Source organism: Sphingomonas sp. (genome assembly GCF_036677245.1).
GTDB lineage: Bacteria > Pseudomonadota > Alphaproteobacteria > Sphingomonadales > Sphingomonadaceae > Allosphingosinicella.
Genome location: NZ_JAKFCG010000050.1, coordinates 13,090 through 26,389, shown reverse-complemented (window position 1 = coordinate 26,389; position 13,300 = coordinate 13,090). Strand labels below are relative to the sequence as shown.

12 protein-coding genes are annotated in these 13,300 nt (G+C 67.8%); 9 read left to right on the top strand and 3 right to left on the bottom strand.

The window, feature by feature from the left end; genetic code table 11:
* Positions 1-48 precede the first annotated feature (48 nt).
* On the top strand, positions 49-1,521 hold the full coding sequence (locus tag V6M48_RS05470) for a sensor histidine kinase (protein ID WP_332811516.1): 1,473 nt from the start codon (positions 49-51) through the stop codon (positions 1,519-1,521).
* A gap of 121 nt (positions 1,522-1,642) precedes the next feature.
* On the opposite strand, the gene V6M48_RS05465 is transcribed toward V6M48_RS05470, so the two are convergent.
* Positions 1,643-2,002 (bottom strand): hypothetical protein, encoded by a 360-nt coding sequence (locus tag V6M48_RS05465; protein ID WP_332811515.1) that lies wholly within the window; start codon positions 2,000-2,002, stop codon positions 1,643-1,645.
* A gap of 179 nt (positions 2,003-2,181) precedes the next feature.
* On the opposite strand from V6M48_RS05465, the gene V6M48_RS05460 reads away from it, so the two are divergent.
* Together V6M48_RS05460 and hrpB are read left to right on the top strand one after the other, a co-directional pair.
* The gene (locus V6M48_RS05460) at positions 2,182-3,195 is read left to right on the top strand and encodes a polyprenyl synthetase family protein (RefSeq protein WP_332811514.1); all 1,014 of its coding nucleotides are present in this window, start codon (positions 2,182-2,184) and stop codon (positions 3,193-3,195) included.
* Positions 3,196-3,244: 49 nt separating this feature from the next.
* The gene (hrpB, locus tag V6M48_RS05455) at positions 3,245-5,731 is read left to right on the top strand and encodes an ATP-dependent helicase HrpB (RefSeq protein WP_332811513.1); all 2,487 of its coding nucleotides are present in this window, start codon (positions 3,245-3,247) and stop codon (positions 5,729-5,731) included.
* Positions 5,732-5,806: 75 nt separating this feature from the next.
* Here hrpB and V6M48_RS05450 read toward each other — a convergent pair whose 3' ends face one another.
* A complete protein-coding gene (locus V6M48_RS05450) occupies positions 5,807-7,081 on the bottom strand; it encodes a GGDEF domain-containing protein (RefSeq protein ID WP_332811512.1) in 1,275 nt (424 codons plus the stop codon).
* A 158-nt stretch (positions 7,082-7,239) separates the two neighbouring features.
* On the opposite strand from V6M48_RS05450, the gene V6M48_RS05445 reads away from it, so the two are divergent.
* The 6 genes from V6M48_RS05445 (at position 7,240) to V6M48_RS05420 (ending at position 11,976) form a co-directional block, all read left to right on the top strand.
* The gene (locus V6M48_RS05445) at positions 7,240-7,518 is read left to right on the top strand and encodes an ETC complex I subunit (RefSeq protein WP_332811511.1); all 279 of its coding nucleotides are present in this window, start codon (positions 7,240-7,242) and stop codon (positions 7,516-7,518) included.
* A gap of 73 nt (positions 7,519-7,591) precedes the next feature.
* On the top strand, positions 7,592-7,957 hold the full coding sequence (locus tag V6M48_RS05440) for a DUF427 domain-containing protein (RefSeq protein WP_332811510.1): 366 nt from the start codon (positions 7,592-7,594) through the stop codon (positions 7,955-7,957).
* Between the two features lie 157 nt (positions 7,958-8,114).
* On the top strand, positions 8,115-8,357 hold the full coding sequence (locus tag V6M48_RS05435; RefSeq protein WP_332811509.1) for a hypothetical protein: 243 nt from the start codon (positions 8,115-8,117) through the stop codon (positions 8,355-8,357).
* A 155-nt stretch (positions 8,358-8,512) separates the two neighbouring features.
* Positions 8,513-9,397 carry a GGDEF domain-containing protein gene (locus tag V6M48_RS05430; protein ID WP_332811508.1) on the top strand — a complete coding sequence of 295 codons (885 nt, stop codon included), beginning with the start codon at positions 8,513-8,515 and terminating at the stop codon, positions 9,395-9,397.
* 90 nt (positions 9,398-9,487) lie between these two features.
* Entirely contained in the window at positions 9,488-11,041 is a 1,554-nt protein-coding gene (locus V6M48_RS05425; protein ID WP_332811507.1) for a helicase HerA-like domain-containing protein, read from the top strand.
* A 134-nt stretch (positions 11,042-11,175) separates the two neighbouring features.
* A complete protein-coding gene (locus tag V6M48_RS05420) occupies positions 11,176-11,976 on the top strand; it encodes a DUF2189 domain-containing protein (RefSeq protein WP_332811506.1) in 801 nt (266 codons plus the stop codon).
* A 21-nt stretch (positions 11,977-11,997) separates the two neighbouring features.
* Here the strand turns inward: V6M48_RS05420 and V6M48_RS05415 are convergent, their stop codons facing one another.
* The gene (locus V6M48_RS05415) at positions 11,998-13,245 is read right to left on the bottom strand and encodes a ferritin-like domain-containing protein (RefSeq protein WP_332811505.1); all 1,248 of its coding nucleotides are present in this window, start codon (positions 13,243-13,245) and stop codon (positions 11,998-12,000) included.
* Positions 13,246-13,300 lie beyond the last annotated feature (55 nt).

The following is a 13,300-nucleotide window of genomic DNA, read 5'->3' as shown; positions in this document are numbered from 1 at the left end:
GTCCTTTGCAGGCTTCGAAAGCTCCGGCCGTGCTTGGGGCAGGCCGCGATGAAGCTTGGCTTCGGCAGGCGCGCCCGGCGCGAGGGTGGCAGCGGTTCGACTGGATCGTTGGCCAGGCGGATGATCACCATCGCCGCATTGTGGATCGTCATCCTGCTCGCGGTCGGCGGCTTCGCGCTGGACCGCGTGCTCACGTCGGCGATCACGCGCAACTTCGATGCGCAGCTCGAATTCGTGCTCACCGCGCTGATCGCCTCTGCCGAGATCGGCCCCGACGGCGAGGTCTACCTCAACCGCCCGCTCGCCGATCAACGCTTTCTCGAACCCTATTCGGGGGTCTATTTCCAGATCAGCGGCGAGGAAGCCGCAAAGCGGGCGTCGACCCAGGCTCCAGCGCGAGACCCCAGGCAGGTCGCCGCCGCGACGGGCGCTCAAACACCGGCGGAAGGCGGGCGCTCGATCCAGGACCTGCCGTCGCGCTCGTTGTGGGACCGCAGGCTGAAGGTCGGCTTCGGCCATCCCGATGCCAATCCTCACGTCTACGACAGCGATGAATTTCCGGAAGAGCCGCTGCGTGTCCTCGAGCGCGATGCGCGGCTGCCGGGATCGCCGGTCCGGTGGCGGTTCCAGGTCGCCCAGAGCCGTGCGGGACTCGACGAACAGATCAATGTCCTCCGCGAGACGATGATCCGATCGTTCGGCATGCTGGCGATCGGGCTGATCGTGCTCGCGGCGCTGCAGGCCTTCTACGGCCTGTGGCCGCTGCGGCGCGTGCGGCAGGCGATTGCAGAGGTGCGCTCGGGCAGGCTTTCGCGGGTGGAAGGACGTTTTCCGCAGGAGATCGAGCCGCTCACCGCCGAGCTCAACGCTTTGCTCGAGCATAATGAGCTGCAGGCCGAAGAGGCGAGGCGCCACGCCGGAAATCTCGCGCATGCGCTCAAGACGCCGCTCACGGTCATCACCAATGCCGCGACCGCCGCCGCACCCGACCTCGCCGACACCGTCTGCCGCGAGGCGACGACGATGCGGCGGCAGGTCGACCACCACCTTGCCCGCGCGCGCGCGATCGGACGCCGGTCGAGCGCGCAGGCGCGCTCCGCGGTCTGGCCCTCGCTCGAGGCGGTCGAACGCGCGGTCGATCGGCTCCACGAACATGTCACCGTCGATCTTGCCGGCGACAAGCAGGCCGTCGTGCGCGTCGAACGGCAGGATCTCGACGAAATGCTCGGCAACCTCATCGAGAATGCCGCCAAATATGGCAATGGCCGGGTCTTCGTGACGGTCAAGACCACAGCGGAATGCGTCGAGATCGAGGTCGAGGACGACGGGCCCGGCATCCCCGAGGAGGAAAGATTGAGCATCTTCGACCGCGGCGCGCGGCTCGACACCGGCAAGCCGGGCACCGGCCTCGGCCTTGCGATCGTGCGCGACGTTGCGCAAATCTATGGCGGCTCGGTCCACCTCGAGGAAAGCGAGGATCTCGGCGGCCTGCTAGCGCGGCTCAAGCTTCCTTTGGGCTAGCTAGGGGGACCGCTGCAAAACTGCGTTCGCGGTGAGCCTGTCGAACCGCTTTCCCCTTCTTGCTCAGAGAAGGAAAGGCCTCCAACACGTTCAGGCCGAACGGTTTTGGGTGAAACAGGGTTCAGTAAGCGCGCACGCCGGGCCGACGGAAGTCGTTCGAGACCGTATGCATCTTCATCACCTGGAAGCGCTCCGAGGGGGCCGGCGCGGACGGGCGCGGGAGCGTCACCATGCTCGGATCGAGCTCCTCGTTGAGCGCGACGCCGAACTGGTCGCCACGTGCCCATGAAACCCGTCCGGACACCGCGCCGACCACCGGCAAGATGACGCTGAGCCGCATCCCGACATAGACGTCCTTGCAACCGGAGCCGCCAAGGCCGTGGCTCGACAGATTTCTGATGATGCAGGGATAGCTCTCGCCCGATTCGCCGATCAACTCGGTGCGCAATATGCGTGGAGACCGGTAATCCCTCTCAATCAAAGCCTTATTCCTATCCATCACGCCTACTTCAATTCTGCAGAGCTTTTGCTCTTACACGCGGAGGGTTGACGGCACGTAAACCCTGCGCGCGGGATTTGCGCGGCCGGCCGGACGGCGCCGGTTGAAACGCCGCCCGCGCCCTTGCCTTTGTCGCGCCCAGCGCGCACAGGGCCGGCAAAATGACCGCGACCGTTCACCCGCTTGGCGCCAGCCGCTCCGCCTCGCTCGATGCGATGATGCAGCTCGTCGCCGGCGACCTCAATCACGTCAACAGCGTCATCCTCGGCCGGATGCAGAGCGACGTCGTCCTAATTCCCGAGCTCGCCGGCCATCTGATCGCCGGCGGCGGCAAAAGGATGCGGCCGATGCTGACGCTCGCCTGCGCGCGCCTGCTCGATTATGGCGGCACGCGTCATCACAAGCTCGCCGCGGCGGTCGAGTTCATCCACACCGCCACCTTGCTCCATGACGATGTCGTCGACGGCTCCGGCCTGCGCCGCGGGCGCCGCACCGCGAACATCATCTGGGGCAATTCGGCGAGCGTCCTGGTCGGCGACTTCCTGTTCAGCCGCAGCTTCGAGCTGATGGTCGAGGACGGCAGCATCAAGGCGCTCCGCATCCTCTCGCGCGCCTCGGCGACGATCGCCGAGGGCGAGGTCAACCAGCTGACCGCGCAGCGCCGCGTCGAGACCAGCGAAGACCATTATCTCGACATCATCAGCGCCAAGACCGCCGCCTTGTTCGCCGCCGCCTGCCGGATCGCAGCGGTCGTCGCCGAGCGCGACGAGGCGGTCGAGGAAGCGCTCGACGCCTTCGGCCGGAACCTGGGCATCGCCTTCCAGCTGATCGACGACGCGATCGACTATGCCTCGGACGCGGTGACGATGGGCAAGGGCGTCGGCGACGATTTCCGCGACGGCAAGGTGACCTTGCCGGTGATCCTCGCGTTCGCGCGCGGCGAGGAAGGCGAGCGGCAATTCTGGCGCGAGGCGATCGAAGGCCGGCGCAATTCTGACGAGGATCTCGCGCACGCCACGCGGCTGCTGCGGCGCCACGGCGCTCTCGACGACACGATCGATCGTGCGCGCCATTACGGCCAGCGCGCGATTGATGCGCTCGGGCCGTTCCCGGCGGGCAAGGCGAAGGCGGCGCTGGTCGAGGCGGTGGAGTTCGCCATCTCCCGCGCCTATTGAGCCCAGGCTTCCTATTGAGCCAAGCCTTCCCGGCGGGCACATCGGGCGCATGAGCGATCTGCCGATCCATGCCGTCCTGCCCGAGCTGCTCAATGTGCTGCGCTCGGCGTCGAACGCCGTGCTGGTCGCGCCGCCCGGCGCGGGCAAGACCACCGCGGTCGCTCCCGCTTTGCTCCGCGAGCAATGGTGCAGCGGCGAGATCCTGCTGCTCTCGCCGCGGCGGCTCGCCGCGCGTGCCGCCGCCGAGCGCATTTCCGAGATGGCAGGCGAGAAGGTCGGCGGCACGATCGGCTATGCCACCCGTCTCGACAGCAAACGCTCGGCCCGCACCCGCCTGACGGTGCTGACCGAGGGTATCTTCCGCAACCGAATCCAGGCCGATCCGGAGCTCGCCGGCGTTTCGGCCGTGCTGTTCGATGAAGTCCATGAGCGCAGCCTCGACAGCGACTTCGGTCTTGCGCTCGCGCTCGACGCGCAGCAGGCGCTCCGCCCCGACCTGCGGATCGTCGCGATGTCCGCGACCCTCGATGGCGCCCGTTTCGCAGCGCTGATGGGCCCAGGCGACGGTCGCAACGCGGCGCTGATCGAGAGCGAGGGGCGCAGCTTCCCGATCATGCTTCGCCATCTCGGCCGCTCGGCCGAAAAGCGCATCGAGGACGAAATGGCGGCCGCGATCCGCCGCGCGCTCGGCGATGCGGAGGGGAGCCTGCTCGCCTTCCTGCCAGGTGTCGCCGAGATCGAGCGGACCGCAGAGCGGATCGAGCCGCTCCCCCACGGCATCGAGCTCCACCGGCTGCACGGCTCGCTCGAGCCCGCCGCTCAACGCGCGGCGATCGCGCCCCCGCCGCCGGGCACGCGCAAGGTCGTGCTCGCGACGTCGATCGCGGAGACCAGCCTCACGCTCGAGGGGGTCCGCATCGTCGTCGACAGCGGCCTCGCACGCCGCCCACGCTACGATCGCGCGGCGGGCGTGACGCGGCTCGTGACCGAGCGCGCCAGCCAGGCCGCGGTGACGCAGCGCGCGGGCCGTGCCGGCCGCCAAGGACCGGGAATCGTCTACCGCTTGTGGGAGGAAGCGGCGACCGCGGGGCTGCCGCGCTTCGATCCGCCCGAGATAGTCGAGGCCGATCTCAGCGCGCTGCTGCTCGATTGCGCCGCGTGGGGCGTCACCGATCCGCGCACGCTCAAATGGATCAATCCTCCACCCGCCGCCGCGGTCGACGAGGCGCGGCGGCGGCTGCTCTCGCTCGGCGCGATCGATGAGGATGGCCGGCCGACCGACCACGGCCGCGCGATCGCCGCTTTGCCGCTGCCGCCCCGCCTCGCCCACATGATCGTTGATGCGGATGCCCGCGGCTGGGGCAGGACGGCGGCCGAAGCGGCAGTGCTGCTCAGCGAGCGCGGGCTGGGCGGGAACGATCCCGACCTCGAGCTGAGGCTGCGGCGCTGGCGAAGCGAAAAAGGCCAGCGCGCCGAGGCGGCGCGAGGCCTCGCGCGGCGCTGGCTGGGCTTCGCCCAAATGCCCGACGGGCGGACGCAGGCGAAACGGCAGCCGGAGCCGGAGGAACCACCGCTCGGGGCCTGCATCGCGCTTGCCTTTCCCGACCGGGTCGCCAAGCGGCGCAGCGCCGATGGCTCCGACTGGATTTCAGTCGGCGGCCGCGGCTTCCGCCTCGATCCGCTTTCGCCGCTCGCGCGCGAGCCCTGGCTGGCGGTGGCGGAGGTGAGCGGCGCCGCCGCCGGCGCGCGCATCATCGCCGCCGCGCCGATCGGCGAGGCGATGGTCGAACGGCTGTTCGCCGACCGCATCGAAAGCGGCACCTCGGTCGAATTCGTCCCCGAAACCGGCGGCGTGCGCGCATCGCGCGGCCGCCGTCTCGGCGCGATCGCGCTTTCCGGAGGGCAGGACAGCCGCGCCGACCCGGCGATGATCGCGCAAGCTTTGGCCGCCGGGGTACGCGAGCATGGCCTGGGGATGCTGCCGTGGAGCGAAGCGGCGCAATCGCTGCGGCGAAGGGCGGCCTTCGCGCGCCGCTACGATCCCGCGCTTGCCGACCTTTCGGACGAGGCCTTGGTCGAGCGGCTCGACGAATGGCTGCCGCCGCTCGTCGAAGGCAGGCGCAGGCTCGGCGACGTCGATCCCGGCGCGCTCAGCGGGATGCTCGACGCCCTGCTTGGCTGGGAGGGACGGAAAAGCGTCGAGCGCCTCGCCCCGTCGCATTTCGTGAGCCCGGCGGGGAGCAGCCACCCGGTGGATTATGAAGCCGAGGCGGGGCCGACCGTCACTGCCCGGGTGCAGGCGCTGTTCGGGCTATCCGATCATCCCGCCGTCGCGAGCGGCCAGGTGCCGCTGGTGCTCAGCCTCACCTCGCCCGCCGGGCGGCCGATCCAGACGACCCGCGACCTGCCGGGGTTCTGGTCGGGAAGCTGGAGCGCGGTCGCCAAGGAGATGCGCGGCCGCTATCCACGCCATCCTTGGCCCGACGATCCGGCGCGCGCCGATCCGACGCTCCGCACCAAGCGCGCCTCGCGGTGATATTTCCACGACAACGCAGGCAGAGTTCGTGCAGCTGCAACTCGTAACTAGTGCTTTGTCGGAAGCGAGCGGGCCTTATTCGGCGGCCTCGGCCAGCTGGTGGCTGCTGCCCCCTTCGCCCCGCCGCACCGCGGCCTCGACCCGGTTCCGGCCGGCCTGCTTGGCACGGTAGAGCGCGGCATCGGCGGAGGGAAGGATCTCGGTCATGTTGGTGGCGGTCTCGGGCATCGTTGCGACGCCGAGCGAAGCGGTGATGCGCGTGCCATGAATATCGGACAGGCTCTCGATGCGCGCCCGCAGCAGCTCGGCCTTGCCGACCGCCTCGGCCAGCGAGCAATCCGGCAACAGCACGACCAGCTCCTCGCCGCCATAGCGGCACGCGACGTCGCTCGGGCGGATCGCGCCGACGATCGCCGCGGCTGCCGCGCGCAGCACCGCGTCACCGACCGCGTGGCCATGCTCGTCGTTCAACCGCTTGAAATGATCGAGATCGATCATGATCGCGGAAAGCGAGCTGCCGTTGCGCTCGGCGAGATTGGCGTAGCGCTCGAGGACGTCCTCCATGTAGCGCCGGTTGTAGAGGCTGGTGAGCGGATCGCGCAGCGCCTGGGTGCGCAGTTTCTCGCGCAGCGCGATGTTCGACAGCGCGAGCGACATCGCGTCGGCAATCGCGCCCGCGAGCGTAGCGACCTCTCCGATCTTCTGCTCGGCATCGTCACCCACCGCGAGCACGTTGAGGAGGCCGTATACCTCGCCGCGTGCCATCATCGGGATCTTGAGAATGAGGAGATCGTTGGCGTGGTGCTCGCAGCGCAGGCTGTTCGGGCCGACTTCGTTGATGTGCGATTTGCCGCGCTTGAGCGCCCAGCATTGCGACGGCGAGATAGACTCTGGCGGCTGCGCGCCTTCCGGCCAGCCCCAGTCGACCGAAAGGTCCATGCGGTCGCGCGAATTGTTGAAGACGTAGAGCGCGCCGCCGAATTCCGGCATGAGCTGCGCCGCGGTTGCGCGAAGCACCGCATTAGCATCGCCGTAACCGAGCGCGCTTTGCAGCATGTCGGTCATCCGGAACAGCTGCTCGACCTGGCGGCGCGCCGTGAGCGCTCGCCCGGCATCGTCGCGCCGGCGGCCCATCTCGCTCAGGGCGAGCGGCGCACCCATCAGCAGCGCGACAAGCGCGCCGATCGCGCCGCCGATGCCGATCCAGGATATGAGATCATTGCCTGGATCGAGCCGCTCGACCAGTTGGGCGACCAGCACGACCAGCACGCCGCTGCCGACGCCGATCGCAGATGTGAGGACCTTGCGGTCCGAGGAAACGCCGTCGGCGTAAGTCAGTGCAGCGGGCATTCGAAAATAGCCGTTCTCGCGAGGAGCCTTCGTGCATACCCTAATCGGCGTTAACTTTTCGCTACCGTAGACCCCACGCGGCGTTCACCGAGACCACTTGACTAGCCGGCGCCAGTTGCGCACCTGCGGATGCAAAGCTGAGGAAGGCCAGGGAGACTATGGCGGCACGGATATTCCAGCGTTCGAAGAATGCGATGCAGTCGGGGCGCGCCCGCGCCGACGATTGGGTGCTGCAGTTCGAATCCAAGCGTCCCAAGCGGCCCGATCCGCTCACCGGCTGGTCCGGCGGCGCCGACACCAGCGAGCAGGTCACGCTGTCCTTCCCGACGCTCGACACGGCACAGCTTTACGCCGAGCGCGCCGGCATCGATTACCACATCGTCCCGCCGGCCGAACGCAAGCTGCGGCTCCAATCCTACGCCGACAATTTCAAATGAGCGTTCGCCGACTTCACAGCCTTGTTGCAGAGCCAAGCTGATCGGGCCTAACCTGGCCGGGAGGGAGACAGACATGGCCGGAACAGCCAATCATCCGATCACGGTCGAGCCGACACCCGGCAGGGTCGTCGTGAAGCTCGGCGAGCGGACCATTGCCGACAGCGTCAACGCGCTGACATTGCGCGAGGCGAGCTATCCGCCAGTCTATTATATTCCGCGTGCTGACGTCGACATGGCACTGATGGAGCGCACCGAGCACAGCACCCACTGCCCGTTCAAAGGCGATGCCTCTTATTTCAGCGTGCCCGAAGGCGGCGACCGATCGGTCAATGCGGCGTGGAGCTATGAGACGCCGTTCGAGCCGGTCGCGGCGATCCGCGATCATCTCGCTTTCTATCCCACCCGGGTCGACGCGATCGTCGAGACTCCGCGCGGCTGATCCGCCGGCAGGGCACGGCACCAGCCGCGACCTGGTGCGACTTTCAAGCGCTAACGATTGCCGCTCTGCGCGTGCCAAATCGCAACGCCTTCTGAAATCATGAAACTTGTTCAAGAGCTTAGAGTTATAAGCTGATCTAGGTTTAGTTGGCGTTGGGTTGTTTGAAATGATCAGGATCAGCCGAATGCGACGTAATGAGACGCCACCACCCTCCACCGACGAGGACGAAATCAAGCGGCGCCTGCGCCGCGGGATCGAGCGCAGCCGCGCTTTGATCGCTCAGTATCGCACCCGCCTCGCCATGCTCGACATCGGGCGAAGGGATGCGCGAAAGGATGCGCGCCGCTCGGCGCGAGAGACTTTCGCGCCAGCCATGCCAAAGAAATTCATGGAAAATTAGCACAAGATCATTACTCCCGCGGAATGACGTCCGCAATCGAGCCGACCCCAAGAACCTGCGATCGGGGCACTTCCGCCGGCCTCCGCGCCTCCCCTCCCTCCAGCGCGCGCAGCCTCGTGCGGCGCTCACCGCTCGAGAAGAGAGCTGATGCGCTGATGGGATGGGCGGCCGCGATCCCGGCACGCCACGCCTGGACGGCGGTCCTGATCTCCTTGCCGGCGATCGCGCTGGTCGACGCTGGCACTGGCCCGCAAATCTGGTTCGGCCCGCTTTACCTGCTGGTCATCTGCCTTGCCGCCTGGGGTCTCGGCCGGAGCGCCGCGATCGCCATCGGCTTCGCATGCGCCGCCGCATCGCTCGCTGCCAACGGTGCCGCCTTCTACCCCGCCGGCGCGGTTGCGATCGAATGGAACATGTTGATGCGGGTGGTCGCCGTGATGCTGATCATCGTGCTGGTGGGAAGCGTCAGGCACTCCTACGACCGCGAGTGGCAGCGCGCCCGTTTCGATCCGCTCACCGGCATCCTCAATCGCCAGGCCTTTTACGAAAGTGCACGTGCGCAGGACGATCATGGCTGGAACATGCTCGCCTACGTCGACCTGGACGGCTTCAAGAAGGTCAACGACCAGCATGGTCACGCCACCGGCGACGAGACGCTCAAGACGTTCGCCGCAACCGTCAGCGCGATGGTCCGCGAGCAGGATTTGTTCGCGCGTGTCGGCGGCGATGAATTCCTGCTGTTCATTCCGGTCGGCAGCGAGACCGAAGGCTATCGTCTCGCCCGCCAGCTCCACCAGCGCATGGACGCCGCGCTCGGCCGCCTGCCCTATCCGATCGGCTGCAGCATGGGTGTGCTGCTGCTTGGTCCACGCGAGGCGAGCCTAACCGACGCCGACGTCCAGCGGGCCGACCAGTTGATGTACGAAGCCAAGCGCGACGGCACCTCGCTGCGCATCTCGACGACGCTTGATCCGGACCCGGCAGAGCACGACGCCGCGGTGCCCGCCGAAGCAGCCGGCACGATGCCGGTCAGCGCCTGACGGCCGACTCCACTCCTCGCACCCACCGCCCCTTGCCGCCTGCGCGTGCATGACGGATAGCGGGCCCCGGATTCAGGTGAGGAGGCCTTGGTGGAAGACGGCGCTGCAATTTTCATCGGGCTCGGCGGAGGCAAGGCGCAACGCCTGGTGCTCAGCCGCGCCAACCGCCACGGCCTGATCGCGGGCGCGACCGGCACCGGCAAGACCGTCACCCTGCAGAGCCTCGCCGAAGGCTTCTCGCGCGCCGGGGTGCCGATGTTCGTCGCCGACGTGAAAGGCGATCTCGCCGGCATGGCGATGGCCGGCGCAGCGACCGGAAAGAACCACGCCGCATTCGCTGCGCGCGCCGCCGAGATTGGCGACAGCGACTGGGCCTATGGCGACAATCCGGTCCAGTATTGGGATCTGTTTGGCGAGCAGGGCCATCCGATCCGCACCACCGTCGCTGAAATGGGTCCGCTCCTGCTCGCCCAGCTGATGGACCTGAACGAGGTCCAGGAGGGTGTTCTCACCATCGCCTTCCATCTCGCCGAGAAGGACGGCCTGCTGCTGATCGACCTCGACGACCTCCAGGCGATGCTGGCCGAATGCGCCCGCCGCGCGGACGAGCTGACGATCACCTACGGCAACGTCTCGAAGGCGAGCGTCGGCGCGATCCAGCGGGCCTTGCTCCAGCTGCGCTCGCAGGGCGGCGAGCATTTCTTCGGCGAGCCCGCGCTGGCGATCTCGGATTTCCTCGCGCTCGACGAGCGCGGCCGCGGCATCGTCAACATCCTCGCCGCCGACAAATTGATGGCGTCGCCCAAGCTCTATGCGACCTTCCTGCTGTGGCTGCTCTCCGAGCTGTTCGAGCAGCTCCCCGAGATCGGCGATGTAGACAAGCCCAGGCTCGTCTTCTTCTTCGACGAAGCGCATCTGCTGTTCGACAATGCCCCTTCCGCGCTGCTCGAAAAGATCGAGCAAGTCGTCCGCCTGATCCGCTCGAAAGGGGTCGGTATCTATTTCATCACCCAGAATCCGATCGACATCCCCGAAGCGGTGGCGGCGCAGCTCGGCAACCGCATCCAGCACGCGCTCCGCGCCTTCACCCCCAAGGACCAGAAGGGCATCAGGGCCGCCGCCGAGACCTTCCGCGCCAATCCCGGCGTCGACGTCGCGACCGCGATCACCGAGCTCAAGGTCGGCGAGGCGTTGGTGTCCCTGCTCCAGGCCGACGGATCGCCGACCCCGGTCGAGCGCACCCTGATCAAGGTGCCGGGCTCGAGGGTCGGGCCCGTCTCGGCGCAGGAACGCGGGGTGCTGATCGAGACCGACTCTATCGGCGCCAAATATGACCAGGCGATCGACCGCGAATCGGCCGAGGAGATCCTGCGCGGCAAGGTCGCGGAATCGCAGGCCGCGGCGAGCGCGGCCAAAGCGGCGGCCGAACAGGCCAAGGCCGATTCCGCAACCGCCAAGGCCGCCGAGAAGCAGCGCGCCGACCTGGAGGATCAGGCCGAGCGCGAGGCGCGCGCCGCCCAGCGACCTTCGACGGCCGACAAGATGCTGCAGTCCGCGGCAAGGGCGGCAGCGAGCTCGATCGGCCGCCAGATCGGCAATCAATTGCTGCGCGGCCTGCTCGGCGGCTTGTTCCGCAAGAGGTAAGGGGCGGCGCGGTCTCGGCCCGCTCACTTAGGCCTTCGAGACTCACCCGAAGTTGCGCTATAAGCGTGTCGCGGCCCGCGGCTGCGGTCGTGGACCGGCATCTGCCTCATTTGCTTGAAGCAAGGGAGTTTAGGATGGCCGCGACCCGTATCGCCGACCTCGACCAGTCGGCCCCCCAGATCCCCGTCAACAAGATCACCACGCGCGACCTGCGCGAGGTGCTCGGCGAAGGCCTTTCCGACTTTTCGGAAAAGCGCGGCGACCTCCTGCTCGTCGCGATGATCTATCCGATCGTCGGCATCGTCGCGGCGATCGTCTCGGTCGGCGGTTCGCTATTGCCCTTGTTCTTCCCGATCGCGGCCGGCATCGGCCTGCTCGGCCCGCTGGTGGCGATCGGCTTCTACGAGCTCGCGCGGCGGCGCGAGGCGGGGCTCGAATCGGATTGGTCGCACTTCCTCGACGTGCGCAAGCGGCCGTCCTGGGATTCGATCGGCATCGTCTCGGGGCTCTTGCTGACGATCTTCGCCGCCTGGATCATCACGGCGGCGGTGCTCTATGCGATGCTGATCGGCGAGGCCCCTGCTTCGATCGGGGATTTCCTGCGCCGCCTGTTCCTCACCCGCGAAGGGTGGGCGCTGATCGTGCTCGGCAATCTTGCCGGCGCTTTCTATGCCGTGCTGGTGCTCAAGATCAGCGTCGTCTCGCTGCCGATGCTGGTCGACCGCGACGTCGGCGCGCGGGTCGCGGTCGATACGTCGGTACGCGCCGTCCGCGCCAATATGGGCGTGATGATCCGCTGGGGCCTGATCGTCGCGACCTTGCTCGTGCTCGGCTCGATCCCGGCATTCATCGGCCTTGCGTTCGTGCTGCCCTGGCTCGGCTACGCCACCTGGCACCTCTACACACGCCTGGTCGACCGCGGCGCCCTCCCATAAGGCGGGGCTCGCTGTCCTAAGTCAGCCGACCCGGAAGCCCGCCGCGAGCTTCGCGAGCCGCGCCGCCGCCTCCTGCGGAAGCGCCGGAACCGCCCGCGCATGCCGCGCGAGCTCGCCCAGCTGCTCGGTGAGCAGCACCTCCTCCGACCGGCTGAGCAGCGGCTCGACGCCGCGCAGCATCGTGAAGCTCATCCCGGCGTTGACACCTGGCGCATCGGCACTGGCGGGTACGCGGGCCAATGCCTCGCTCGCCGCGCCGAGAACGTGCATCAGCTCGATCGCCGCGGCGAACAGCCTTTTCTGCCGGGCGAGCGCGTCGGTGGGCTCGCGTCCGAAGGATTGCACGAGCAGGCGCAGCAACAGGCCGTAAGCCGCGCAGGCGAAGTCGAGCAGAACCGCCGCCTCGCGCGCATCGATGAAGACCTTGTCCTCGGGCTCGGGCGGGCGGCGAAGCACGGGATTGTCGGCCACCGGCCATGCCGGCGTGAACTCCGGATCGGCGGCGTGGAGCGCTGCGAGCTCCTGCCTGATCTCGACGAAGCGCCGGTAATGCGAATCGTCGCGGTCGCGCGGCGAGCCCTCGCCCTGCTCGACGATCACGTCGATCGCGCGCAGCGCCGCCTCGATCCCGGTGATGGTGTCGACACCTTCGAGATCGGCGACATTGCGGCCGAGCTGCGCCGTCGCGCCGCCGATGAACAGCGCCTCCTCGCCGAGCCGATCGGTGAGATGGAGGAGGTTGGTGCGCAACGCCTCGTAGAGGTGGCCGATCGTGCGATAATCCTGCGCGCTCGGCATCAGCCCGTCATGGGCCTGCTCGCGAGCATACTCCTCCTGCTCGAACGCCTCGCTGTCCTCGCCGCCGATGCCTCGCGGCCGCTCGAGGAAGATGAAATGATCGAGGGTGTCCTCCGAGAAGCCGGTCAGGCGAACCACCACGTCCGACGGGAAATAGCCGGGCGAGACCGGGAAGTTGGGCCGCGCGAAATGCGGCGCACCGCCGACCGCGACTGTGAGGTTCGCGACCATCAGCAAATGCCCCATCTCCTCGATGGCGATGCCTATGATCGTCCTGCGCCACCGCACCGCCGCCTCGACCTGCTCGGCGGTCAGGCCATCCTCCTCGCGCGATTTGAGGCTGAACGCCGCATAGAGATAGGAGCACATCAACGTATGCTCGATCTCCGAGGCTTCGGCGAGGAGATGGAGGAGCTGCTCGCGCGTGCCGGTCACCACCTCGGGTTCGGCCGCGGCCGCCATATCATTCATTCGCAAGGCTTTTCATGCTGCGGCGGACGCCGGGGAGGAGATAGTCGTCCAACCC